The organism is Phenylobacterium zucineum HLK1 (genome assembly GCF_000017265.1).
Lineage (GTDB): Bacteria > Pseudomonadota > Alphaproteobacteria > Caulobacterales > Caulobacteraceae > Phenylobacterium > Phenylobacterium zucineum.
The window spans coordinates 3,804,288-3,826,626 of sequence record NC_011144.1; the positions used below are offsets into that span (position 1 = coordinate 3,804,288).

Consider the following 22,339-nt stretch of genomic DNA (forward strand, 5'->3'; position numbering starts at 1 on the left):
AGGGAAAGGTCGCATCGACCTCGCCGCGAATTGGGCCATAAGGGCGCCATGCCGCCAGCCGTCGCCGAAGCCCAGCTTCCGCCTCTCGACCGCGCGCGCGAGATCCTGCGCCGCACCTTCGGACACCAGGATTTCCGCGGCCTGCAGGCGCAGGTGATCGCCGAGGTGCTGGCCGGGCGCAGCGCCCTGGCGGTGCTGCCCACCGGCGGGGGCAAGAGCCTGTGCTACCAGATCCCCGCCCTGGTGCGGCCGGGCCTGGGCCTGGTGGTCTCGCCGCTGATCGCCCTGATGACCGACCAGGTGGCCGCCCTGCAGCAGTCGGGCGTGGCCGCCGCCCGGCTCGATTCCAACATCGACCTGCACGAGCGCACCGAGACCTGGCGGCGGATCGAGCGCGGCGAGCTGGACCTGCTCTACGTCTCGCCCGAGGGGCTGATGCAGCCGGCCATGCTGGACCGGCTGAAGAAGACGCCGCTGGCGCTCGTGGCCATCGACGAGGCCCACTGCGTCAGCCAGTGGGGCCACGACTTCCGTCCCGAGTACCGGATGCTGGGACGCCTGGCCGAGCTGTTCCCGGAGGTCCCGCGCCTGGCGGTGACCGCCACCGCCGACGCCCGGACGCGCGAGGACATCCGCGGCGAGCTGCGCCTGGAGGGCGCGCGCGAGTTCGTCGCCAGCTTCGCCCGCCCCGAGCTGATCCTGTCGGCCGAGCGCAAGAAGGGATCCAAGGAGAAGCGCGTCGTCGAGCTGGTCACCGCCCGGCCCGAGCGCTCGGGCGTGGTCTACGCCGGCTCGCGCGATGGGACGGAGAAGCTGGCCCAGGCCCTGCGCGACGCGGGCGCGCCCGCGCTGGCCTACCACGCGGGGCTGGACCGGCGGCTGCGCGAGCAGCGGCTGGAGGAATTCCTCGAGGCGGACGCGGCCGTGATGGTGGCGACCATCGCCTTCGGCATGGGCGTGGACAAGCCCGACGTGCGGTTCGTGATCCATGCCGACCCGCCCGCCTCGATCGAGGCCTACTGGCAGGAGGTGGGCCGGGCCGGGCGCGACGGCGAGCCCGCCGAGGGCATCACCCTCTACGGCTCGGCCGACTTGGCCTGGGCGCTGCGCCGGATCGGCGAGCGCGAGGTCGACGAGGCGGTCAAGCAGGTGCAGGTCCGCAAGGTGCGCCAGCTCTACGCCATGCTGGACGGTGTGGCCTGCCGGGCGGCCAGCGTTCGCCGCTACTTCGGCGAGGAGGGCGTCACGCCCTGCGGCCAGTGCGACCTGTGCGTCTCGCCCCCGGAAACCGTCGACATGACCGAGGCGGCCCAGAAGGCCCTGTCGGCCGCCCACCGGCTCGGCGGGCGCTTCGGGCGCGGCCGGCTCGTGGACCACCTGCTGGGCAAGACCAAGGACGTCACCGACCACGAGGCCTCGCTATCGACCTACGGGATCGGGCAGGAGCTGTCGCTGGCCCAATGGCGCGACCTGACCGAGCAGCTGCTGTTCGAGGGGCTGCTGCGCGAGGACCCCAACGACGGGCGTCCGCTGGTGGGCATCGGCGACGCCGAGGCCGTGCGGGCGGTGTTCCGGGGCGAGCGGCGTGTGGCGATGCGCCGGCCGGCCGAGGGCTACGATGCGTCGACCCGCTCAGGTCGGCCGCGCCGCAAGGCGAAGGCGCCGCCGCTGTCGCCGCACGACGCGCCGCTGTTCCAGGCGCTGAAGGCCTGGCGGGCCGGCGAGGCCAAGGCCCAGCACGTGCCGCCCTACGTCATCTTCCACGACGCCACCCTGGCCGCCATCGCCCAGGCGCGGCCGGGCAGCCGCGCGGCCCTGGCCCTGATCGGCGGCGTCGGCGAGGCCAAGCTCGCCCACTACGGCGAGGCGGTGCTCGAGGTGGTGGGCGCCTTCGAAAGCTAGGCGCGCCGGCGCGGGATCAGCCGCCCCAGGTCGTGGCGGATCCGCCGGAAGGCGAGCCAGACGCCGATCGCCACGCTGGCCCCCGCCAGGAGCAGCAGGACCGTCATGGCCGCCGCCCATCCCGCGCCGCGGTCGAAGCCCGGCACGACGTCCAGCCGGTGCAGGGCCAGGTGCCACCAGCGGAAACCGCGGCCGGCGGCGTCCACGGTGCGCAGGACCTCGCCGGACGCCGGGTCGAGGTAGTGGCGGGTCCCGTCGGTGCGGATCACCCGCCAGACCGGAAGCTGGACCGGCTCGTGGTGGCCGTACCAGTAGGCGTCCTCCGTGGCGATCAGGCCCTGGCGCGCGATCGGGCCCAAGGCCTGCGCGGCGCGGGCGAGATCGGACGGGGCGAGCGGCGCGGGGCGACCGGCGGCGTCCAGGCGCGCGCCGTCCGCCAGAAGCGCCAGGCGGCCTTCGAAGGGGACGATTCGGACCTGGCGCGCTTTCAGGTCCCGCGCCTTCAGCGCCTGCAGCGCCTGCGACAGCTCGCCCGCCGTCGTCTGGCTCTGGCGGTAACTGGCGACCGCCGGATCCGGCTGGCTGTCCAGCAGGCCCCAAGGCTGCATCGAGAGCAGGCCCGACAGCGTCCAGGTCAGGGTCAGCAGCCCCGCCGCCAGGCCCGTCAGGTGGTGCCACTTCATGAGCCCGCGGAACGGCGTCAGCCGCGCGTCCCGCCATGGCCTCCAGGCGATCACGCCGAGATAGATTCCGGTGACTGTCAGGAATAGGCCGGCGAGCGAGCCCCAGATCACCACTTGGGTCCACAGCCGTACATCCTGGCGCAGCACCTGCGGGTAGAGCCAGTGCGGGATGGGCCCGAGCCAGGCCAGCACGCGGTCGTTGCGGGTTGTGGCCTGGCTGATCTCGCCGGTGCGGGCCGAGACGTGGATCACCGTGCGGACGGGGTCGCCCATCTCCACCCGCCAGAACGGGCGGCGGGCGTTGAAATAGCCGGTGACCGTCCACTGGTCGCGCTGGACCAGCCGGGCCGAGATCGGGGCGCGGCCGGCGTGGAGCTGGGCCGCCTGCATCGCCGCCGCGCGGGACAGCGGCGCCAGGACCTGGCCGGTCGACAGGTCGTAGGTCTCGCCCCCGGTCCGCAGGACCGGGCGGCCGGCGAGCGCCTCCACCGACCCGCCGTCCACCACCTGGGCGGGATCCAGCGCGGAAAGGTCGCAGCACCGCGCCCAGGGGATGGGCGCGAGACCCGCCGTCCGCTCGGCGGGCGTCACCTCGGGCCAGCGGACGAACAGCATGACCACGCCGCTCGCGAACCACAGCAGCATGAGCAGGCCGACGGCCACGCCGAGATAGCGGTGGGCCACCACCAGCCATCGGGGCGCCCACGGCTTTCGGGCGGGAGTGGGCGTGCGGGCGGGATCAGAAGCTATGGCTGTAGCTCACGTGCAGGGTCCGGGGCGCGCCGCGGAAGCGGTAGAGGAAGCGCTCGCTGCCCGATCCATCGACGAACGCCGAGGCGACCCGCGTGGCGTAGGCTTCGTCGAAGGCGTTCTCCAGCCGTGCGGTGAGCCGCCGGCTGCCGCCGACGCCGTCGAGGTAGACGTGGGCGGCGAGGTCCACGACCAGATAGTCCCCGTAGTTCACCCGACCGAAGCCGCTGGCGTTCGACCTGACCTCGCCGGTCCAGAGCAGGCTCGCCGAGGCGCCGAACGGGCGGTCCGCCGGGGCGTAGACCAGGCTGGCCTTGGCCTGGCGCTTGGGCACGCGGTCGAACTGCGCCCCGCTCCCTTCGGCGCGGGCGCGGGTGTGGGCGTAGGACGCACGCGCGCGGATCGCCCCGGTGAGCTGCGCCTCGCCCTGCAGCTCGAAGCCGCGGAAGCGCACCTGCCCCTCGGTGTTGACGTAGATCCCCTCCGGGAAGCCGGGCCGCTCGGCGTCGGCGATCAGGTCTCTCACCTCGCGGGCGAAGGCGGTGGCCTTCCAGCTCAAGCGGGCGCCCTCGCCGCCCACCGACAGGTTGGCGTTCCGGCTCTTCTCCGGAGCCAGCTGCGGATTGCCGACCGCGCAGCAGGGATCGACGCCGAACAGCTGCTCGGCGCTGGGCAGGATGAAGGCCGTGCCGACCATGCCCTCGACGTAGAGGCCCGGCGCCCAGTCCCAGCGGCCGGAGACGTTCCAGACGGTGGCGTCGGTCCCGCCGGTGCGGTCGTGGCGCACGCCCGCGGCGAGGCGCGCATTGTCGAACAGCTCGTCGGTCGTGCGGACCTGGCCGACGAAGGCGTGCACCGTCTCAGTCTGCTCGCCGATGAGCAGCACGTCGTCCCGGCCGCGGAAGTTCTGGAAATCGTAGCCCAGCTGGTACTCGAGCCCGCGGTGCAGGTTCAGCCTGGCGAGCGCCTGGACGCCGTAGTCCTCGTAGCCCCAGTAGGTGAGGTCGTCGACGATCTCGATCCCGCCGTCCGGGCGGTTGTTCACGGTCGAATAGACGCTGTCCCAGTCGTGGTAGTAGCCCTTCACCGACAGCTGGACGTCGTCCCTTGCGGTCCAGTCCAGGCTGAGGCTGGCGATCTCCTCGTCGCGGTCGTTGAACGCCAGCCGGGTGAGCCGGGGGTTCGGGTATTCGAGGTGGGCGTCGGTGTGCTGGGCGTAGAGGTTCAGCGAAAGACCTTCGCCCAGGTCCACGCCGTACTTGCCGCCGAAGCTGACCACGTCATAGCCGCGCTTGCGGTCGGTGGCGCTGGGCTGGAAGACGTCGAAGGTGCGGTAGCCGTCGGATTCGTCCTTTGAGGCCCACGCGACGAACCGGTGGCGGCCCACGGTGTCGCGCACGTAGACGTCGGCGTGGACGCCGCCGTGGGTGTCGCCGCCGGCGGTGAGCCGCCCGGCGAAATCTTCGGAATAGGCGCGCGTGACGACGTTGATCGCGCCGGCCACCGCCTGGGTCCCGTAGAACAGGCTCTGGCCGCCCTTCAGCACCTCGATCCGCTCGACCATGCTGGCCGGCAGGGTGTCGGCGGGGCTGGTGGAGGTGTAGAGCCGGTTGCTGATCCGCACCCCGTCCACCAGCCAGAGCACGTCGCCGGTCCGCGAGCCCTGCACGGCGATGTCCACGTAGCTGAACGGACCGTTGCGCGGCGACAGGAAGAGACCCGGCGTCTGCATCTGCAGCGCCTGGGAGACGTCGACATAGACGTTGTCGCGGACCACGGCGGCGTCGATCACCGACAGGTCGGCGCCATAGCGGGCCAGCTCCTGCGGCAGGGTCTCCTCGAGCCGCGCGGCGGTGACCACCAGCGCCTCGACCTCGGCCTCCGCGGCATGCGCCGCCGGCGCGAGCGCGGCGAGCGCCACGCCCAGCAACCACCTGCTCCTCATCCCGTCTCCCCCGACAGCCCTCGAGCGTCATAAGCTCCCTGAGTGTTATGTTATAACATCTCGAGCGGCAAGCCTGACCTGGACGCCATAGGGGGCCTCGCGCACTGCGCGCCCGTACTTTACGGTTCCGACCACGTTACAGGGGGTTACAGGCGTAGATGGAGGACCTCGAGCGGGAGGTGGCGCGGGTGCGTGCGAGCGGCGTCCTGGGCCGGTCGCAGGGGCTGTCGCGGCTCTTCGATTACCTGGCCGAACAGGCGCTGGCGGGACGGCCGGTCCGGGAGGCGGACATTGCGGCGGACGTGTTCGGGCGCGAGCTGGACCTGACCGGCGACGCCTCGGTGCGGGTCTACGTCCACCGTCTGCGCCGCAAGCTCGAGGACTTCTACGCCGGACCGGGCCAGGATGCGCCGCACCGGCTGGTCATTCCGGTGGGCGAATACCGCCTGGACGCCGTCGAGACGGCCGCGCCGCGCGCGCCGTCCCGCCCCGCCCGACGCTGGGCCTGGGCCGCGGCGGCCGCCGCCCTGCTGCTCGTGGCGGCGAACGGCGTCGCCTGGGCCTGGCTCGCCCGCCAGGCCGCTCCCGACAGGACCCTCGCCCGCGCCGCCGCCGCACCCCTTTGGGCGGGTCTTGGGAAGGAACGGCCGGTGCTGGTGGTGGTCGGCGACTACTACATCTTCGGCGACACCGAGGGAGGCGAGACCCCTGTGCGGATGATCCGGGCGTTCGATGTGAACGCCCCCGCCGACCTCGACGTCCTGCTGATGGGTCGGCCAGACCTGCAGGGCCGCTACGTCGACCTCGACACCTACTACACCCCGATCGGCGCGACCCTGGCGCTGCGCGAGCTGATGCCGCTGGTCCGGCGGGTGGCGGGCGCGCCCGAGCGCGTGAGGGTGGTGACCGGCTCGCAGCTCACGCCCGAGATGCTGAAGGGCTCGGACATCGTCTACGTCGGATACCTTTCGGCCCTGCGCCTCCTGCAGGCGCCGGTGTTCGAGCGCTCCCGCTTCCAGGTGGGCGAGACCTACGACGAGCTGGTCGATCGGCGGACGGGGCGGGTCTTCGTCAGCGGCGCCGGGACCGCCCATCCGGGCCGCCCCAACCGCGACTACGGCTATCTCGCCGCCTTCCAGGGCCCGGCCGGAAACCGCATCGTGGTGATCGCCGGCGCCCGCGACATCGGGGTGATGCAGGCCGCCGAGATCGCGGCCGATCCGGCGGCGGCGCCCGAACAGGGCGAGACCGAGTTCGAGCGCCTCTACCTCGTCGAGGGCGTCGGCCGGACCAACCTCGCGGCCACGCCCGTCGCCCCCTAAGCCATCACATCGCCGGGCCATCACATCGCTGGGAGCGCGGAACAGCGCTCGTCCGGCGTCGGTTCTCCCTGCCGAGGGGGCGTGCGTCCGCGCGCCCCGATCACCCCAGCACAGGAGACTGACCATGGCCGACCAGGACAGGTGGATCGAGGATCGCCGGCGCGGCCGATACGGCGGCGAGGACAGATCCCGCCAGGGGTACGAGAACGATGGTCCGCGCAATTTCGACCGCCCCGGCTACGGCGGCCGGGGCTACGCCGAGGCCTACGGCGAGGACCGCTCGTTCGAGCCGGGACGGGGCGAGGCGTACGGCGCCGGTTACGGCATGGGCGGCTACGGCTACGAGGGCCGCGGCTACGGCGAACCCGACCGTCGCTACGGCGGGCAGTGGGGCCAAGGTCCCGGCGGCCGCGGCGATGAAGGCTACGGCGGCGGATCCTATGGCGGCCGCTCCTACGGGGCGCCGCGCCGCGGAGAGGGGACCGGGCGGTACGGCGGCTATGAGGACGAGGCCTATCGCGGGCAGGGCGGCGGCGGCGAGCGGCCGGACAGCCACGACCGCACCTGGATGGAGCGCGCCGGAGAGCGGGTCGCCTCCTGGTTCGGCGGCGGGGAACACGAGACGGGGGCGGGCCACCGTGGCCGAGGCCCCAAGAACTACAAGCGCTCGGACGATCGGATCCGCGAGGACGTCAGCGACCGGCTGACCGACGACTCCTGGCTCGACGCCTCCGGGATCGAGGTCCAGGTCAGCGACGGCGAGGTGACGCTCGCCGGCACGGTCGAGCGGCGCGAGGACAAGCGGCGGGCCGAGGACCTGGCCGAGCGGGTCTCGGGCGTGCGCCACGTGCAGAACAACCTGCGCATCCAGCCGGCCGGCGAAAGCGAATACGGCAGCAGCTTCATGGGCGGGGCGCCCAACCCCGCGGGGGCGACCGGCGCCTCGGTGACCGGAACCACCTCGACCGGAGGCGGCGGCAAGCCGATGTGACCCCCGGACAGGCTCGTGGGCGTGCGCCGCCTCTCCAGGACGCGCGCGCCACGGGCGGCGGGCGCTCCGGCTCGGGGAAAGGCTCCGAGCCGGGGCGCCCGTTGCGCGTCACCCCTTCGGATTGACCGGTCCGGGCGGCATGGCGTCGTCTTCCGGGATCCCGGCCGGGTCCTCCGGCGGCAGCGTCGGCGGCGTCGCCGGGAGCGCGCCCTCCGGCGCCGGGTTCACGGTCAGGGGCGACTGGGCGGAGGTGTCGGCCGGCGCTCCGCTCGGCGCGGCGTCGCGGGTCTGCGACGGGGTCTCGGCGCAGGCGGCCGCGCCCAGGAGGGCGGCGGCGGCCATGGCGGTGCGGATCATGTTCCTAGTCCTCCATGAAGCTCCGGCGCTCCCGGCCGACGCGCGGCGGCGGTGGCGGAAGGCGGAGCGGGGGCGGCGCGGCGCGGGCGGGGTTGAGGCACTGCCCGGCCATGTAGAGCCAGGTTTCGGCCTCCTTGTAGTAGGCGGCGCTGGCGTCCTCGCTGGGGGCGTCGTCGGCGGCGGCCATCGCCTCCTGCGCACGGCCAAGGAAGAAGCTGGCCGCCTTCATCTGCTCGTCGCGATCGTTCGCTGCCCGGGCCATCCCGGGGCAACGGCCCGGCCGGGACGGGGTTCCCGGCGGCCTGGGCGGAGCCTCGCTAGTCCCGCAGGCTGCGGGCGAGGATCTGCAGGGTCAGCTGCGCGGCTTGCTTCGTCGCGTCCTGCTCCCCCCGCTCGAAGGTGACGAGACCCGCCTCGAAGATCTGGTCGACCTCCTCGGGGCTCAGCACGCCCTTGCGCTTGAGGGTGGACAGCGTCCCCACGATGACCGCATGCAGCGCCGCCAGCATGCCCGCCCGCTCGGCGTCGGGCGGGATCGGTTGGTCGTCCATCGTCATCCTCTTCGCGGCCCGGCTTGGTCAGCTCCAGTTCACGTGAACCGGGCCAGATGTCGAGCCGCCTTTCGCCCGAGCGGCGCCGATTCCTGGGTTTCAGCGTTCAAGTCCGTCATGCGTCTTCGTCCCTCCGTTCTGGGCCTCGCCCGCACCTCCGCCGCCGCCTACGCCGCCTTCTTCGGCCTGAACGCCCAGGCCGCCCCGCCCGCCGAGCCCAAGGGGATCACGGCGGCCTTCGGCAACACGATCAAGGCCCTCTACCCGGACGGCAAGCACCAGCGGATCTGGCTGAAGCCCGACGGGACCTGGGACGCGGTCGGCCGCCGCGGCAAGGCCACCTCGGGGAAGTGGACGCAGAAGGGGGACAAGGTCTGCCTGCGGCAGTCCAGGCCGATTCCCATCCCGATCAGCTATTGCACCGACTTCCCGACCGACGGCGGCGTGGGCGCGGTCTGGACCGGCAAGGACATGGCCGGCGAGCCGATCCGGATCACCGTCGTGCGTGGGATCGAGCGGCCCTAGTCGGCCGTCGTGAAGTCCGGCTCGCGCGCCCGCGCCCATTCGGCGGCGACAGCGCGGGAGACCGCCTGCATGAAGGCCAGCCGCTGGGGCACCGGCTTCCACGTCCGCCGCATCATCACCGCCACGGCGTAGATCCGCCCGTCCGGCGCGGTCAGCAGGCCGACGTCGTTGATGCCCACCGAGGCGCCCCGGTAATCCTGGCCGGTGCCGGTCTTGTGGCCGATGCTCCAGCCGGGCGGCAGTCCGCCCTTCAGCCGGCGAGGTCCCGTGCGGACCTCCTCCATCAGCGTCAGCAGCCGGTCGGTGGAGGCGGGGGACAGCAGCTCGCCCTTCTTCAGCGCCGCCAAAGCCCGGGCGATGGCCGCCGGCTGCGCCCCGTCCATCGGCTCGGCGAGATAGGCCTCGAGCGCGCGCTCCCGCTCGGCCCGCGAGAGCTGCTCGCGCGCGGCCTGGAAGTTCCAGCCGACGCCGTATTCGGGCCGCCAGACGAGCCCCGCCACCTTGGCCTGCAGGTCGCGCTCGTAGGCCCCGACGGTGACGCCCTTCAGGCCAAGCCCATCTAGGGCCTCCGCGACCGCCTCGGGCCCGCCCACCTCGCGCATCAGCCGGTCGTTGGCGGCGTTGTCGCTCTGGACGATCGCCCGGCGCAGCAGGGCCTCGATGGTCGTCGCATAGCCCTGCGGGCCGATGTTGTAGGCGACCGGCTGGAAGAAGACCGAGCGGTCGGCGTCGGTGAGCAGCACCGTCCGGTCCAGCTCGAGGCGGCCCTCGTCCGCGGCCTTGAGCACCGCGATCGCCACCCACAGCTTGGAGACGCTCTGCTGGGGATAGACGCCGTCGGGATCGACGCCGGCCGTCCAGCCCTGGTCGAGGTCGGTGACGGCGATCCCCACCTCCTCGCCATAGGCCAGGGCGAGGGCCGACAGCTCGTCCTGCAGCGCCTTCGGCGGCGCCGGCGGGTCGGGGACCACGACCGGCAGGGGCCCGCTGGTCAGCCGGACGTCGCCGTCCGCGCCGGCGTGCTGGCGCGCCACGAAGCCGCCGGCGCCTGCAGCCGCCACGGCGAGCGCCAGCCCGGCCGCGAGGGCGCGGGGGCGGCGGCGCATCGCCTTCAGGATCCGAGAGAACCGCAACGCCATCGACCCGTAACGCCCGACCCGTTCAACCGTGACCGTGCGCGTGCCCGCAGCCGGCGTCCGCGCCGCGCACCTCCACCGTGACATGGGAAAGGCCGGGAAGGCCAGCCAGGCGGGCGCGATAGGCCTCGGGCTGTCCCGGCGGGTCGGCGGCGATCACCGCGATCACCGCATGGTGCCCGGGCCCGAGCCGCCAAAGGTGCAGGTCGAGGACCCGCTCGCCGCCCGCCGAGAGCCGCTGGCGGACCTCGTCGGTGAGGCTGCGCGAAGGGTTGATGTCGAGGAGGGCGCGGCCCGCCTTGCGCATCAGCACGAAGGCGAACTGGGCCACCAGCCCGGCCGCCAGCAGGCCCGCCAGGGGGTCGAAGAAGTCCAGGCCGAGGTAGCGGCCCGCTAGGATCGCCCCGACCGCCAGCACCGACACCGCCGCGTCCGCCGTCAGGTGCAGGTGCACGGCCGAAAGGTTGAGGTCGCCGTCGGGATCGTGCCGCGCCGCATGGCTGTGGCCCGGCCGCAGCAGCCAGACGCAGATGAGGGTGACGGCGAGGCTGCCCACCGCGATCGGCAGGGCGCCGTGGTAGTCCACCGCCTCGGGGTCGGCGAGCCGGTGCATGCTCTCCACCGCGATCAACACCGCCGTCACCGCCAGCACCACCGCGTTGGCGAAGCCGGCGAGGTAGCCCAGCTTGCCGGTGCCGAAGCTAAAGGCGGGATTGTCGGCGTGCCGCCGCGCCAGGGCGTAGGCCGCGGCGGCCACCAGCAGGGCGGCCACGTGGGCGGCCATGTGCAGGCCCGCCGCGGTCAGGGCCATGGACCGGGTCAGCAGGCCGCCGGCCACGAGAGCGACCAGGGTCGCCGCGCAGATGGCGGTCACGATCCAGGTGCGGCGCTCGTTCCGGCTATGGTCGGCCCCCAGATAGGTCCGGTCCTCGCGGAAGGCGTCCAGCGCAGCGGCGGGTTCGGGGCGCTCGGCCGTGGTCATGTGTTACTTTATAACATCCCAGCGTGAGAACGCCACTTCATTAGTTCGGCCTCTCGCCCTACATGGACGCCCATGAGCGAAAAGACCCCCGTCACAGTCCTGACCGGCTATCTCGGCGCCGGCAAGACCACCCTTCTGAACCGCATCCTCTCCGAGGACCACGGGAAGACGTACGCCGTCATCGTCAACGAGTTCGGCGAGGTGGGCATCGACAACGACCTGATCGTCGGCGCGGACGAAGAAGTCTTCGAGATGAACAACGGGTGCGTCTGCTGCACGGTGCGCGGCGACCTGATCCGGGTGCTCTCGGGCCTGATGAAGCGGAAGGGCAAGTTCGACGCCATCATCGTCGAGACGACGGGCCTCGCCGACCCCGCGCCCGTGGCCCAGACCTTCTTCGTGGACGAGGACGTCAGCGCCCGCACCGAGCTGGACAGCGTAACGACCGTGGTGGACGCCAAGCACCTGCCGCTGCGGCTGAAGGACTCTAAGGAGGCGGCCGAGCAGATCGCCTTCGCCGACCAGATCATCCTGAACAAGACCGACCTCGTCTCCGAGGACGAGCTGGCCGAGGTGGAGCGCGCGATCCGGACGCTGAACCCGCTCGCCCCGATCCATCGGGCGCAGCGCTCCAACGTCCCGCTGGAGATGATCCTCGGCCGCCACGCCTTCGACCTGGCGCGGGTCACCGAGCTGCAGCCCGAGTTCCTCAATCCGGCGCACGGCGAGCCGGGGCACGTCCACGACGAGCACTGCGGCCACGATCATCACGACCATGGCCACGACCACCACCACGGCCACGATCATGGGCATGACCATGGCCACATCCACGACCATGTGGCCGAGAGCGGCATCAGCTCGATCTCGCTGACGGCCGACCGGCCGATCGACGCCAACCGGGTCACGGCCTGGCTCAACAACGTGCTGCAGACCCAGGGCGTCGACATCCTGCGTGCCAAGGGCATCCTGGACATCAAGGGCGACGACCGCCGGCTGGTTTTCCAGGCGGTGCACATGATCCTGGAGGGCGATTTCCAGGGCCCGTGGCGCGAGGACGAGAAGCGCTATTCGCGCCTGGTCTTCATCGGCCGCAACCTCGACGAGGCGGGCCTTCGCGCCGGCTTCGAGAGCTGTATCGCGGCCTAGCCTTTCGGTCCGCAGCGGCTGACGTCGCCCTTCCGGCAGGCGGCGACGTCGGCCTCCCAGGCGGCCATCGCCTTGGCGTGGTCGGCCTGCGCCTTCTCGGCCTCGGCCCGGATCCGGGCGGCCTCGGCCTCGCGGGCCGCGAGGGCGGCCTCGTGCTCGGCGAGCGCCGTCGCGTAGGCGGCCCGGGCGGCGGCGTTGCGGGCCTCCACCTCGGCGTTCTTCCGGTTGACCTCGACGTTCAGCAGCTCGCTGCGCCGGTTCTGGTCGGCGAGCTCGGCCTCGCGCGCCATGCGGGCGGCGAGCGCCGCGTCAGACACGGGCGCGGCCTGGCCGGCGGGCTGCCCGGCAGTCTGGGTCAGCGCCGGGCCGGCGGCGGCGGCGAGGAACGCGAACGCGAGGACGGCGGCGGCGCGCATCGGCGGGTCTCCAACAAGCTTGAGCTTGGCGTGACCCTGCCGCCGCGGCGCGCAGCCGGCCTTGATCTGCGTCAGACGTCCACTTCGGCGTCCAGGGCGTTTTCCTGGATGAACTCCCGGCGCGGCTCGACGAGGTCGCCCATCAGACGGGTGAACATGTCGTCGGCGTCGTCGGCGTGGGTGACCTTCACCTGCAGCAGGGTGCGCGCGTCGGCGTCGAGGGTCGTCTCCCAGAGCTGCTCGGGGTTCATCTCGCCCAGGCCCTTGTAGCGCTGGATGGAGAGCCCCCGTCGGCCGTTCTCCATGACCGCGTTCACGAGGTCGAGCGGCCCGCGCACCACGGCCGTGCGCTCCTTGCGCGTGAAAGTGGCCGGGCCCGAGAAGGTCTCGGCCAGCTCCTTGGCCCGTTCGGCGATGCGGCGTGCGTCGGCGGCGTGCAGCAGGACGTCGTCCAGCACGACCCGCTCGGAGACGCCGCGCTTGACGCGGCTGAAGACATAGCCGCCGCCTTCGCCCCTCTCGCCGCTCCAGGGGCCGTCGCCCTCCTCGGCGTAGAGGTCGAAGCGCCTGGCCGCGGCGGCCGGATCGCCGCCCTCGCCGAACAGGCCCGCCAGCGCCGCCTGCTCGATGGCGAAGGCCGGGGCGCGGGCCGAGAGGCGCTGGATGTTGGCGCGGGCGGTGCGCGAGGCGTTCACCAGCCGCAGCAGGTCCTGACCTGCCAGCCGCTCGCCCGAGGCCAGCTCCAGCATGGCGCCGTCGGTCCCCTCGTCGACGAGGTAGGCCTCCAGCTCGGCGTCGTCCTTCAGGTAGCGCGAGGACTTGCCCTTGGTCGCCTTATAGAGCGGCGGCTGGGCGATATAGAGGTAGCCGCGATCGATCACCTCGGGCATCTGCCGGTAGAAGAAGGTGAGCAGCAGGGTCCGGATGTGGGCGCCGTCGACGTCGGCGTCCGTCATGATGACGATCTTGTGGTAGCGCAGCTTCTCGATGTCGAAGTCGTCGCGGCCGATGCCGGCGCCCAGCGCCGTGATCAGCGTGCCGACCTGGTCCGACGACAGCATCTTATCGAACCGGGCACGCTCGACGTTCAGGATCTTGCCGCGCAACGGCAGGATGGCCTGGTTCTCGCGGTTGCGGGCCTGCTTGGCCGAGCCGCCGGCCGAGTCGCCCTCCACCAGGAACAGCTCGGACTTGGCCGGGTCCTTCTCCTGGCAGTCGGCGAGCTTGCCGGGCAGCGAGGTGATGTCGAGGGCCGACTTGCGGCGGGTGAGCTCGCGGGCCTTGCGGGCCGCCTCGCGGGCGGCGGCGGCCTCGGTGATCTTCTGGACGATCAGCTTGGCTTCGTTGGGGTGCTCCTCGAACCAGGTCGAGAGCCCCTCGCTGACCAGGCCTTCGACGGCCGGGCGCACCTCGGACGAAACCAGCTTGTCCTTGGTCTGCGAGGAGAACTTGGGGTCGGGCACCTTCACCGAGAGCACGCAGGTCAGGCCTTCGCGCGCGTCCTCGCCCGAGACCGAGACCTTCTCGCGCTTCGCCGCGCCGGACTGCTCGGCGTAGTTGGTGATGATCCGCGTCAGGGCCGAGCGGAACGCCGCCAGGTGCGTGCCGCCGTCGCGCTGCGGGATGTTGTTCGTGAAGCAGAGGACGTTCTCGTGGTAGCCGTCGTTCCACCAGAGCGCCATGTCGACCTCGACCGTATCCTTGCGGCCGCGGACGACGATCGGCTCTTTCATCAGCGGATGCTTGGCCTTGTCGAGGTGGCGCACGAAGGCCTCGATGCCGCCCTCGTAGTGCATGACCTCCTCGAAGGGCTCGGCCCCGCGCAGGTCCTTCAGCCAGATGGTCACGCCCGAGTTCAGGAACGCCAGCTCGCGCAGCCGGTGCTCCAGGGTCTTCAGGTCGAACTCGATGAACCGGAAGGTGGCGGTCGACGGCAGGAAGGTGACGTGGGTGCCGGTCAGGAACTCGCCGTTGTCGCGCAGCGGCGCCTTGCCGGTGACGGCCAGCGGAGCCACCGCGTCGCCGCGCCGGAACTCCATCTCGTGCTGCATCCCGCCGCGGAAGACCTTCAGCTTCAGGAAGTCGGAGAGCGCGTTCACCACCGACACGCCCACGCCGTGCAGGCCGCCCGAGACCTTGTAGCTGTTCTGGTCGAACTTACCGCCGGCGTGCAGCTGGGTCATGATGACCTCTGCCGCCGAGACGCCCTCGCCCTCGTGGATGTCGGTGGGGATGCCGCGGCCGTCGTCCGTGACGGTGCAAGAGCCGTCGGCGTTCAGGATCACCTCGACCTTGGTGGCGTGGCCGGCGAGCGCCTCGTCGATGGCGTTGTCCACCACCTCGTAGACCATGTGGTGCAGGCCCGAGCCGTCGTCGGTGTCGCCGATGTACATACCCGGACGCTTGCGCACCGCGTCCAGGCCCTTCAGGACCTTGATGGACTCCGCGCCATACTCGCCCTGGCCGTTGCCGCCGTTCCCGTTCTCTGGGGTCTCGTTCTCTTCGCTCATGCTTCGTCCGATGAGGCGCGTTCGGACTTCGGGCCGGCGGCCCGGGCGCGCCTGATGGGCAGGCGCGGACGGCCTGCGGGATTTACCTCCTCTATATAGGGCTCGAACCTGATTCTGCACGCATTTCGCGTGCGGCGCGAAGGCCCGCCGCCGGGCCTTCGGTCAGGCCACGGCGCTGACGATCTTGCGCAGGCCGTCGCGCAGGGCGCGGGTGTGCTCTGGGGTGTGGTCCTGGGGCCGGCGCATCACCTGCAGCGCCTCGACGTGGACCGCCACCATGGCCGAGCTCCATTTGCCCGAGGCGCGCAGCCGGGTGATCAGCTCGCAGAGGCTGTAGGCCGCCTCGCCCAACTCGTCGCGGCCGAAGATGCCGGCCATGGCGATGATCCGGTTCGCGGCGACGTAGACGTCGTCCACGCGCGGGTCGTCCAGGCGGTCGATGGCCGGCGCGGCGGCGGCGATCTCGTGGACCGTGCGGTCCAGCTCCTCCAGCGTCGGCTCGCGCAGCACCTCGAGCTGCACCTCGGCGGCGGCCACCGCCTCCTTCAGGTTCATGCCCGAACGCTGCACCAGCGCCTTCGCCAGCCGGTTCGCGTACTTGAACGTGCGGGCGGTCATCAGGCCACGGCCTTTTTGGGATTGAGCAAGGCGTCGATCTCCGATTGCGCCAGGTCGGGGCCGGCGGGGAAGCCGACCTCGGGGGACAGGTCGCCCTGACGGCGGCCCTTCATCCCGGGCGGCGGGCCGAAGTGCTTGTGGCGCCGATCGGGGCCCACGTAGGTGTCGCACTCGACGAATTCGCGCTCGTCCTGCACGAGCCAGAGCATCCGGTCGAACAGCACCTTCGGCGTGATCGGCTTGGCCACGACGAAGCTCGCGCCGCAGTCGCGGGCGCGCAGGACCGAGCTCGACGGCGTGTGGCCGGCGACCAGCAGGATCGGGGCGAGGCGGTTGCGGCCCTCGCGCTCGGCGCGGATCCGGCGGACGAACTCGAAGCCGTCGCCGTTGGGCATGTCGCCGTCGACCACGATGAGGTCGAAGTCGACCCGCTTGACCACCTCATCGGCCTCGGGGATCGACATGTACTTGCGGATGGCTTTCACGCCGAAGCCGATGAAGACCTGGCCCAGCAGGTCGAGCTCCACCTGATTGTTCTGCACGATCAGGACGACGGTCTTGGCGAGGTTCAGGCGCGGGTCGGCGCCCAGCTTGCCCGAGAGGCTCATTCGAACAGCTCCAGGTCGCCGGCCGCCGCCGAGGCCTCCTGCGGCTGCAGGCGCAGCGCCGCCGCCATGGCCTCCAGCGGCAGGTCGCGGGTCGCGGCCGCCGCGTCGGCGCGCCACTCGTCCGGAAGCTCCTGGCCCAGGTTCGACAGGAACCAGGAGAGGCTGGCGAGCCCCTGGGTGAGGTAGTCCAGGTCCTGCAGCGCCACGGCGTGCGGATTGCCGGCGAGGGTGGGGCTCAGCGCCGACTGGAGCCGGCCGCAGCGGCCTTCCAGGTCCTGCAGGACGCCGGCGGCGGCGTGCAGCACTTCGCGGAGGGCGACGGGTTCCATCTCGTTCATCGCCTCGTCCATCAGAACAGCTCCAGCTCGCCCGCGACGGGAAGCGGCTTGGGCGCCGGGGCGCGGCGCTCGCGCTCGAAGGGGGCGAGGGCCTGCTTCGGCAGCAGGATCTGGCGCGCCCGGCCCGACACCGGCCAGTACTGGACCCGCCGACCCTGCTCGCCGCCCAGGCTGCCGCCGGCGTGGGCCAGGCCTTCCCGGCGCAGGTAGTCCCGGGCGAAGGCGCCGTTGAGGGCGCCGACGTCGGTCAGCCCCTCCAGCATCCGGGCGCCGCCGAACAGCTTGGCCTCCAGCCGGCCGCGCTGGGCGCCCCGCGCCAGCAGGGCGTTGACCAGCAGCTCCATGGCGTAGGCGCCGAACCGCTGGGCGTCGCCGGTCGCGGCCGGGTCCTGCGCCCCGGGCAGCAGGAAGTGGTTCATGCCGCCGACGCCCACGACGGGGTCGCGCACGCAGGCGGCCACGCACGATCCCAGCACCGTCGTGAGCACGACGGCGGGATCGTCGGAGACGCGGAACTCGCCCTGCACCACGTGCAGCGGGCGAGCGGCCTCGCTGTCCAGGTCGGGGGCGAGCGCCGTGGTCACGTGATCGGCCCGAAGACCGCTTCGATCTTCTCCTTCAGCGTCGCGACCGTGAACGGCTTGACGAGGTAATTGTTGACCCCGAACTGCACGGCCCGCTGCACCAGCTCGCGGTCGGCGCGGCCGGTCAGCATGATGAAGGGCGTGCCGCGGATCGGCTCGTGGCCCCGGATCGCCCGCAGCAGGCCCAGGCCATCCAGCTTGGGCATGTTGTAGTCCGAGATCACCAGGTCGACCTTGCTGGTCAGCAGGGCGCGCAGGCCGGCCTCGCCGTCGGCGCACTCCTTGATCTCCCGGAAGCCGAGCTCCTGGAGGCCGGTGCGGACCAGCGAGCGCATGGTCTGCTGGTCGTCGACGACGACGACGTTCATGGAAGCCGCAACGGGCATCAGACATTCTCCACGATCTGGGGGGACGCCGCCTTGAGCAGCTCGGAAGCGATCTTCTCGAGCGGCGCCTGGCGCTCGACGGCGCCGAGTTCGAAAGCGGCCTTGGGCATGCCGTAGACGACGCACGAGGCCTCGTCCTGGCCGACGGTGCGCGCGCCGGACTCGCGCATCTCCAGCAGGCCCCTGGCGCCGTCACGGCCCATGCCGGTCAGGATGGCGCCGACGGCGCGGGGGCCGACGGCCTTGGCCACCGACGAGAAGAGCACGTCCACCGACGGACGGTGGCCGTTCACCGGCTCGCCGGGGGCGACGCGGCAGCGCAGGCGGGTCCCGCCGGCCACCTCGAGGTGGTTCAGCCCGCCGGGGGCCACGAACACCCGACCGACGTCTAGGAGCGCGCCGTCGCTCGCCTCCTCCACGCGTGGCGCGCAGAGCCGGTCGAGCCGCTCGGCGAAGCTGCGGGTGAAGCCTTCCGGCATGTGCTGGGTGATGACTGTCGGCGGGCAGTTGTCGGGGAAGCGGCTCAGGATGGCGATCAGGGCCTCGACGCCGCCCGTGGACGAGCCGATGGCGATCAGCCGCCCGTCCGGCTCGTGGGCGATGCGGGCCGGGGCCGGCGCGCCGGCCGTGCGGTCCAGCGGGCGCACCCGGGCCCGGGCGGCGGCCTTCACCTTGCCGGGCAGTTCGCGGAAGCCCTCCAGGCCGCCGGTGGACGGCTTGGCGACGCAGTCCACGGCGCCGATCTCGAGCGCCTCGAGGGTGATCTCGGCCCCGCGCGTCGTGAGCGTCGAGACCATGACCACCGGCATCGGCCGCAGGCGCATGATCTTCTCGAGGAAGTCGATGCCGTTCATGTTCGGCATCTCGACGTCCAGGGTGATCACGTCGGGATTGAGGGCCTTGATGGCCTCGCGCGCCTCGTAGGGGTCGGCGGCCTGGCCCACGACCTCGATCTCGGGGTCCTTGCCCAGCACCGCCGAGATCAGGCTGCGCATGGTGGCGGAGTCGTCGACGACCAGCACCCGTATCATCGGGCCGCTCCCTTCAGACGGTAGATGGTCACGCCCTCGCTCTGGAGGCGGCCGGCGGCCTCGCCGACCAGCCGTTCCGAGTGGCCGAGGTAGAGCCGCGCGCCGGGCGCCATCAGCGGTACGAACCGGCTGAAGACCCGGGCCTGGGTGGCCTCCTCGAAGTAGATCACCACGTTGCGGCAGAAGATCGCCTGATAGGTCCGGCGCATCGGCCAGTCGCCCATCAGGTTCAGCTCGTTGAAGGTCACCAGCCGGCGCAGGGGGTCGGCCACGACCCAGCGGTCGCCCTGCTGGCGGAACCAGCGGCTGCGCAGGTCGCCGGGGATCTGCAGCATGCTGGAGGAGCCGTAGGCGCCTTCCCGGGCCCGGGCCAGGACATGGGTGTCGATGTCAGTGGCCAGGACGCGCACGTCCAGCTCCGCCGCCTCGGGCAGCAGCGAGAGGATGGTGAGTGCGATGGAGTAGGGCTCCTCGCCGCTGGAGCAGCCGGCCGACCAGATCCGCACCTGTCCGCCCCGCTTGGCCTCCTGCAGCAGCGGCGGCAGGACCACGGTCTTCAGGTGTTCGAAGTGGTGCGGCTCGCGGAAGAAGCGGGTGACGTTGGTGGTCAGGGCCGCGATCATCTGCTGGCGCTCGTCGGCGCCGCCGGCGCCGGCGACCAGCGCGCAATAGTCCCGGAAGCTCTCCAGCCCCAGGCTGCGCAGCCGCTTGGCCAGCCGCGAGTAGACCAGCGTGGCCTTGGACTCCGACAGCGCGATCCCCGCCTCGTCGTGCAGGATGGCGGCGATGCGCTGGAAGTCCTCGGCCTGGAACACGAATTCCCCGTCGACCAGGCGCCCGCCGTTCTTGGCGGAGGTCGCGGGCGGCGCTGTCGTCACGCGGCGCACTCCAGGTCATCCGTCGGCAGCAGGCCGGTGAGCGAGATGAAGCTCACCATGCGCCCGTCGATCGCCAGCAGGCCGCGGACCGAGGCCCGCGCCAGGTCCGAGCCCACCTCGGGCGTCGGCTGGATCATGTCGTCGGTGATGGTGAGGATGTCGGAGACCGCGTCCACGAGCAGGCCCATCACCTGCTTCTCCACCTGGGCGACGATGATCACGTGCCGGGCGGTGGGATCGGCCGCCCCCAGGCCCAGGCGCGCGCCCAGGTCCAGGATCGGCAGCACGGCGCCGCGAAGGTTGATCACGCCGCGCACGAAGGGCGGCGCTTCGGGGATGGCGGTGGCGGGGGTCCAGCCGCGGATCTCGCGGACGTCCATGATGTCCACGCAGAATTCCTGCGCCCCGATGCGGAACGAGATCAGTTCGCGGCGGGCGCCGGCGATGTTGGCGACGTCGGTCATGATGGGGGTCATCCTGCCTGGAGGAGCCGAGTCGTGTCGGCGTTGCGGGAAGCTGCGACGAGGGTGTCCACGTCGAGGATGAGGGCGACGCGGCCGTCGCCCAGGATGGTGGCCGCGGCGATGCCCGGCACGCGGCGGTAGTTCGCCTCCAGGCTCTTGATGACGACCTGGCGCTGGCCCTGGATGGCCTCGACCAGCAGCACCGAGCGGGCGCCGCCCTCGCCCTCGATCAGCAGGGCCACGCCCTGGTCGGCCTCGATCTGCTGGGGCCGGTAGCGGAGGGCCGAGCCCACGTCCACGAGCGGCACGTAGGCGCCGCGGATCGAGATCACCCGGCCGCCGCCCGTCGTCGGGTGCACGTCGCCGCGCCGCGGCTGCAGCGTCTCGACGATGGCGCTCAGCGGCACGACCAGGGTCTGGCCGCCGGCCGAGACCACCATCCCGTCGAGCACGGCCAGGGTCAGCGGCAGGCTGAGGATGAAGGTGGAGCCTTCGCCCGGGCGGGAAGTGATCGAGATGCGCCCGCCCAGCTCCTGGATCGAGCGCTTCACCACGTCCATCCCGACGCCGCGGCCCGAGATGTCGGAGACCGAGTCGGCCGTCGAGAAGCCTGGCATGAAGATCAGGTTGTCGACCTCTTCGTCGGTGAGCTGGGCGTCCGGAGCGATCAGGCCCTTTTCGATGGCGATCGCCTTCACCCGCGCGCGGTTGATGCCGGCGCCATCGTCGGCGACCTCGATCACGATGCGGCCCGAGCGGTGCAGGGCCGACAGGCGCACCACGCCCTCGGCGGGCTTGCCGGCCGCCGCGCGGGCCTCGGGCTTCTCCAGCCCGTGGTCGATGGCGTTGCGGATCATGTGGGTGAGCGGATCGGTCAGGCGCTCGATGACGGTCTTGTCGACCTCGGTGCCCTCGCCTTCCATCACCAGCCGGACCTGCTTGCCGGTGGCGCTGGCCACCTCGCGGACGAGACGCGGCATCCGCTGGAAGACGGACTTCACCGGCTGGGCCCGGATGGCCATCACGCTGTCCTGGATCTCGCGGGTGAGCTGCTCCAGCTCGTCCAAAGCCACGGCCACGTTGGTGTCGCGGATCAGGCCCGCCTCGCTGACGCGCTGGGCCATCATCGCCTGGTTGATCACCAGCTCGCCGACAAGGTCGATGAGCCGGTCCACCCGCTCCAGGTCCACGCGAATGGTGGGGCTGGCGGCGTTGGCCGGGCCCGCCGGCTTGGCCTGGGCGCCCTTCGCCTCGGCCGGCCGGGCGGGCTCCGCCGGGGCGGTCTCCGGCGCAGCGTCCTTCGGAGCCTCGGCGGCCTCGGGCGCGGGCGGCGCGCCGACCTCGGCTTCGACGGCCTCCTGGGCCTTGCTGATCAGCGCGGCGATGTCGAGCTCGGGGTCCGGGGCCGGCGCGCCGTCGGGATCCGGCTCCGGCGCCTCGCCGTCGGTTCCGGCCGTGACCGTCACCTCGCAGTCGCTCTCGACGAACTCGAACACCTCCATGACCTCGTCCCGGGCGGCGGATCCGCGCAGGCGCACGGTCCAGGCCAGGTAGGCGCCTTCGGGGTCGAGGTGCGGCAGCAGCGGCAGGTCGCTCTGGTCGAGCTCGACCTCCACCTCGCCCAGCCGCGCGAGCTCGCGCAGCAGCAGGACGGTGTCGTTGGCCTTCTTGTAGAGTTCGGCGCGCGGCTTGAAGCGCACGGTCCAGCCCGAGGGCTCGGCCGCCGCAGCCGGCGCGGGCGCCTCGGCGGGCAGCGCGATCTGGACCGGCTGGAAGTCGAAGTCGCCCATGCCGTCGTCGTCGTCCGCGGCCCCCACGTCGGCGCCCGTGAACGCCGACAGCTCGGCGGCCACCGCGTCGCAGTGGGCCGGGTCGACCTCGCCGCCATCGCGGGCGGCGCGCACTAGGTCGGTGAGCACGTCGGCGGCGCGCAGCAGGGCGGCCACGATCTCGGGTCCCGCCGCCAGGCGGCCGGCGCGCAGCTCGTCCAGGGTGGTCTCGAACACGTGGGCGAAGCGGACTAGGTCGTCGAGACCGAACGCCCCGGCTCCGCCCTTCACCGAGTGCACCGCGCGGAAGACCGCGTTGACGGTCTCCTCGCCGCCGTCCCCGTCCTGCATGGCGAGCAGGCCGGTCTCCAGCTCGGCGAGCTGTTCCTCGCACTCCTGGAAGAACGTGGCGCGGATTTCCTGCATGGGGTCCATGGACGCGTCCCT

General features: G+C 72.0%; 23 protein-coding genes. 5 read left to right on the forward strand and 18 right to left on the reverse strand.

Annotated features, from left to right (window positions below; all coding sequences use genetic code 11):
- Positions 1-48: 48 nt before the first annotated feature.
- Positions 49-1,902: a DNA helicase RecQ gene (recQ, locus tag PHZ_RS18590; RefSeq protein ID WP_012523908.1), complete on the forward strand. Its 1,854-nt coding sequence runs from the start codon at positions 49-51 to the stop codon at positions 1,900-1,902.
- Here recQ and PHZ_RS18595 read toward each other — a convergent pair.
- Complete coding sequence (locus PHZ_RS18595; RefSeq protein ID WP_148216914.1) at positions 1,899-3,269, reverse strand: PepSY domain-containing protein; 1,371 nt, start codon at positions 3,267-3,269, stop codon at positions 1,899-1,901. The genes recQ and PHZ_RS18595 overlap by 4 nt on opposite strands.
- Before the next feature lie 55 nt (positions 3,270-3,324).
- Positions 3,325-5,280 (reverse strand): TonB-dependent receptor plug domain-containing protein, encoded by a 1,956-nt coding sequence (locus PHZ_RS18600; protein WP_012523910.1) that lies wholly within the window; start codon positions 5,278-5,280, stop codon positions 3,325-3,327.
- 158 nt (positions 5,281-5,438) lie between these two features.
- On the opposite strand from PHZ_RS18600, the gene PHZ_RS23270 reads away from it, so the two are divergent.
- Both PHZ_RS23270 and PHZ_RS18610 read left to right on the forward strand, forming a co-directional pair.
- A complete protein-coding gene (locus tag PHZ_RS23270) occupies positions 5,439-6,602 on the forward strand; it encodes a helix-turn-helix domain-containing protein (RefSeq protein WP_012523911.1) in 1,164 nt (387 codons plus the stop codon).
- 124 nt (positions 6,603-6,726) lie between these two features.
- Entirely contained in the window at positions 6,727-7,593 is an 867-nt protein-coding gene (locus PHZ_RS18610) for a BON domain-containing protein (RefSeq protein ID WP_012523912.1), read from the forward strand.
- A 108-nt stretch (positions 7,594-7,701) separates the two neighbouring features.
- Here the strand turns inward: PHZ_RS18610 and PHZ_RS18615 are convergent, their stop codons facing one another.
- The 3 genes from PHZ_RS18615 to PHZ_RS18625 are packed head-to-tail and all read right to left on the reverse strand — an operon-like array spanning position 7,702 to position 8,501.
- Positions 7,702-7,950, reverse strand: a complete 249-nt coding sequence (locus tag PHZ_RS18615; RefSeq protein WP_041373704.1) for a hypothetical protein — start codon at positions 7,948-7,950, stop codon at positions 7,702-7,704.
- A gap of 4 nt (positions 7,951-7,954) precedes the next feature.
- A complete protein-coding gene (locus tag PHZ_RS22495) occupies positions 7,955-8,212 on the reverse strand; it encodes a hypothetical protein (protein ID WP_041373705.1) in 258 nt (85 codons plus the stop codon).
- 55 nt (positions 8,213-8,267) lie between these two features.
- On the reverse strand, positions 8,268-8,501 hold the full coding sequence (locus PHZ_RS18625; protein ID WP_148216915.1) for a hypothetical protein: 234 nt from the start codon (positions 8,499-8,501) through the stop codon (positions 8,268-8,270).
- Between the two features lie 117 nt (positions 8,502-8,618).
- On the opposite strand from PHZ_RS18625, the gene PHZ_RS18630 reads away from it, so the two are divergent.
- Positions 8,619-9,026, forward strand: a complete 408-nt coding sequence (locus PHZ_RS18630) for a hypothetical protein (protein WP_041373707.1) — start codon at positions 8,619-8,621, stop codon at positions 9,024-9,026.
- Here the strand turns inward: PHZ_RS18630 and PHZ_RS18635 are convergent.
- Both PHZ_RS18635 and dmeF read right to left on the reverse strand, forming a co-directional pair.
- A complete protein-coding gene (locus PHZ_RS18635; protein WP_083771044.1) occupies positions 9,023-10,132 on the reverse strand; it encodes a serine hydrolase in 1,110 nt (369 codons plus the stop codon). The two genes, PHZ_RS18630 and PHZ_RS18635, sit on opposite strands and share 4 nt — an antisense overlap.
- Before the next feature lie 55 nt (positions 10,133-10,187).
- On the reverse strand, positions 10,188-11,144 hold the full coding sequence (dmeF, locus tag PHZ_RS18640) for a CDF family Co(II)/Ni(II) efflux transporter DmeF (RefSeq protein WP_012523915.1): 957 nt from the start codon (positions 11,142-11,144) through the stop codon (positions 10,188-10,190).
- A gap of 72 nt (positions 11,145-11,216) precedes the next feature.
- Here dmeF and PHZ_RS18645 point away from each other — a divergent pair, with 72 nt between their 5' ends.
- Positions 11,217-12,290, forward strand: coding sequence for a CobW family GTP-binding protein (locus PHZ_RS18645; protein ID WP_012523916.1), 1,074 nt, complete (start codon positions 11,217-11,219; stop codon positions 12,288-12,290).
- Here the strand turns inward: PHZ_RS18645 and PHZ_RS21930 are convergent.
- The 11 genes from PHZ_RS21930 to PHZ_RS18700 all read right to left on the reverse strand — a co-directional run bounded on the left by PHZ_RS21930 (position 12,287) and on the right by PHZ_RS18700 (position 22,327).
- Positions 12,287-12,706, reverse strand: coding sequence for a hypothetical protein (locus tag PHZ_RS21930; RefSeq protein ID WP_049758343.1), 420 nt, complete (start codon positions 12,704-12,706; stop codon positions 12,287-12,289). The two genes, PHZ_RS18645 and PHZ_RS21930, sit on opposite strands and share 4 nt — an antisense overlap.
- A 71-nt stretch (positions 12,707-12,777) precedes the next feature.
- Entirely contained in the window at positions 12,778-15,216 is a 2,439-nt protein-coding gene (gyrB, locus tag PHZ_RS18655; protein WP_012523917.1) for a DNA topoisomerase (ATP-hydrolyzing) subunit B, read from the reverse strand.
- A gap of 162 nt (positions 15,217-15,378) precedes the next feature.
- Positions 15,379-15,834 (reverse strand): hypothetical protein, encoded by a 456-nt coding sequence (locus PHZ_RS21935; RefSeq protein WP_012523918.1) that lies wholly within the window; start codon positions 15,832-15,834, stop codon positions 15,379-15,381.
- A complete protein-coding gene (locus tag PHZ_RS18665; RefSeq protein ID WP_012523919.1) occupies positions 15,834-16,442 on the reverse strand; it encodes a response regulator in 609 nt (202 codons plus the stop codon). The genes PHZ_RS21935 and PHZ_RS18665 overlap by 1 nt, the downstream gene beginning before the upstream one ends.
- Entirely contained in the window at positions 16,439-16,792 is a 354-nt protein-coding gene (locus tag PHZ_RS18670; RefSeq protein ID WP_041373708.1) for a hypothetical protein, read from the reverse strand. Before PHZ_RS18670 ends, PHZ_RS18665 begins: the two co-directional genes overlap by 4 nt.
- Positions 16,792-17,364, reverse strand: a complete 573-nt coding sequence (locus tag PHZ_RS18675; RefSeq protein WP_012523921.1) for a chemotaxis protein CheD — start codon at positions 17,362-17,364, stop codon at positions 16,792-16,794. The genes PHZ_RS18670 and PHZ_RS18675 overlap by 1 nt, the downstream gene beginning before the upstream one ends.
- Positions 17,361-17,750 (reverse strand): response regulator, encoded by a 390-nt coding sequence (locus PHZ_RS18680; RefSeq protein WP_012523922.1) that lies wholly within the window; start codon positions 17,748-17,750, stop codon positions 17,361-17,363. The genes PHZ_RS18675 and PHZ_RS18680 overlap by 4 nt, the downstream gene beginning before the upstream one ends.
- On the reverse strand, positions 17,750-18,781 hold the full coding sequence (locus PHZ_RS18685; RefSeq protein ID WP_012523923.1) for a protein-glutamate methylesterase/protein-glutamine glutaminase: 1,032 nt from the start codon (positions 18,779-18,781) through the stop codon (positions 17,750-17,752). Before PHZ_RS18685 ends, PHZ_RS18680 begins: the two co-directional genes overlap by 1 nt.
- Positions 18,778-19,668, reverse strand: coding sequence for a CheR family methyltransferase (locus PHZ_RS18690; RefSeq protein WP_012523924.1), 891 nt, complete (start codon positions 19,666-19,668; stop codon positions 18,778-18,780). Before PHZ_RS18690 ends, PHZ_RS18685 begins: the two co-directional genes overlap by 4 nt.
- Positions 19,656-20,123: a chemotaxis protein CheW gene (locus tag PHZ_RS18695; RefSeq protein WP_012523925.1), complete on the reverse strand. Its 468-nt coding sequence runs from the start codon at positions 20,121-20,123 to the stop codon at positions 19,656-19,658. The genes PHZ_RS18690 and PHZ_RS18695 overlap by 13 nt, the downstream gene beginning before the upstream one ends.
- 8 nt (positions 20,124-20,131) lie before the next feature.
- Positions 20,132-22,327 carry a chemotaxis protein CheA gene (locus tag PHZ_RS18700; RefSeq protein ID WP_012523926.1) on the reverse strand — a complete coding sequence of 732 codons (2,196 nt, stop codon included), beginning with the start codon at positions 22,325-22,327 and terminating at the stop codon, positions 20,132-20,134.
- Between the last annotated feature and the right edge of the window lie 12 nt (positions 22,328-22,339).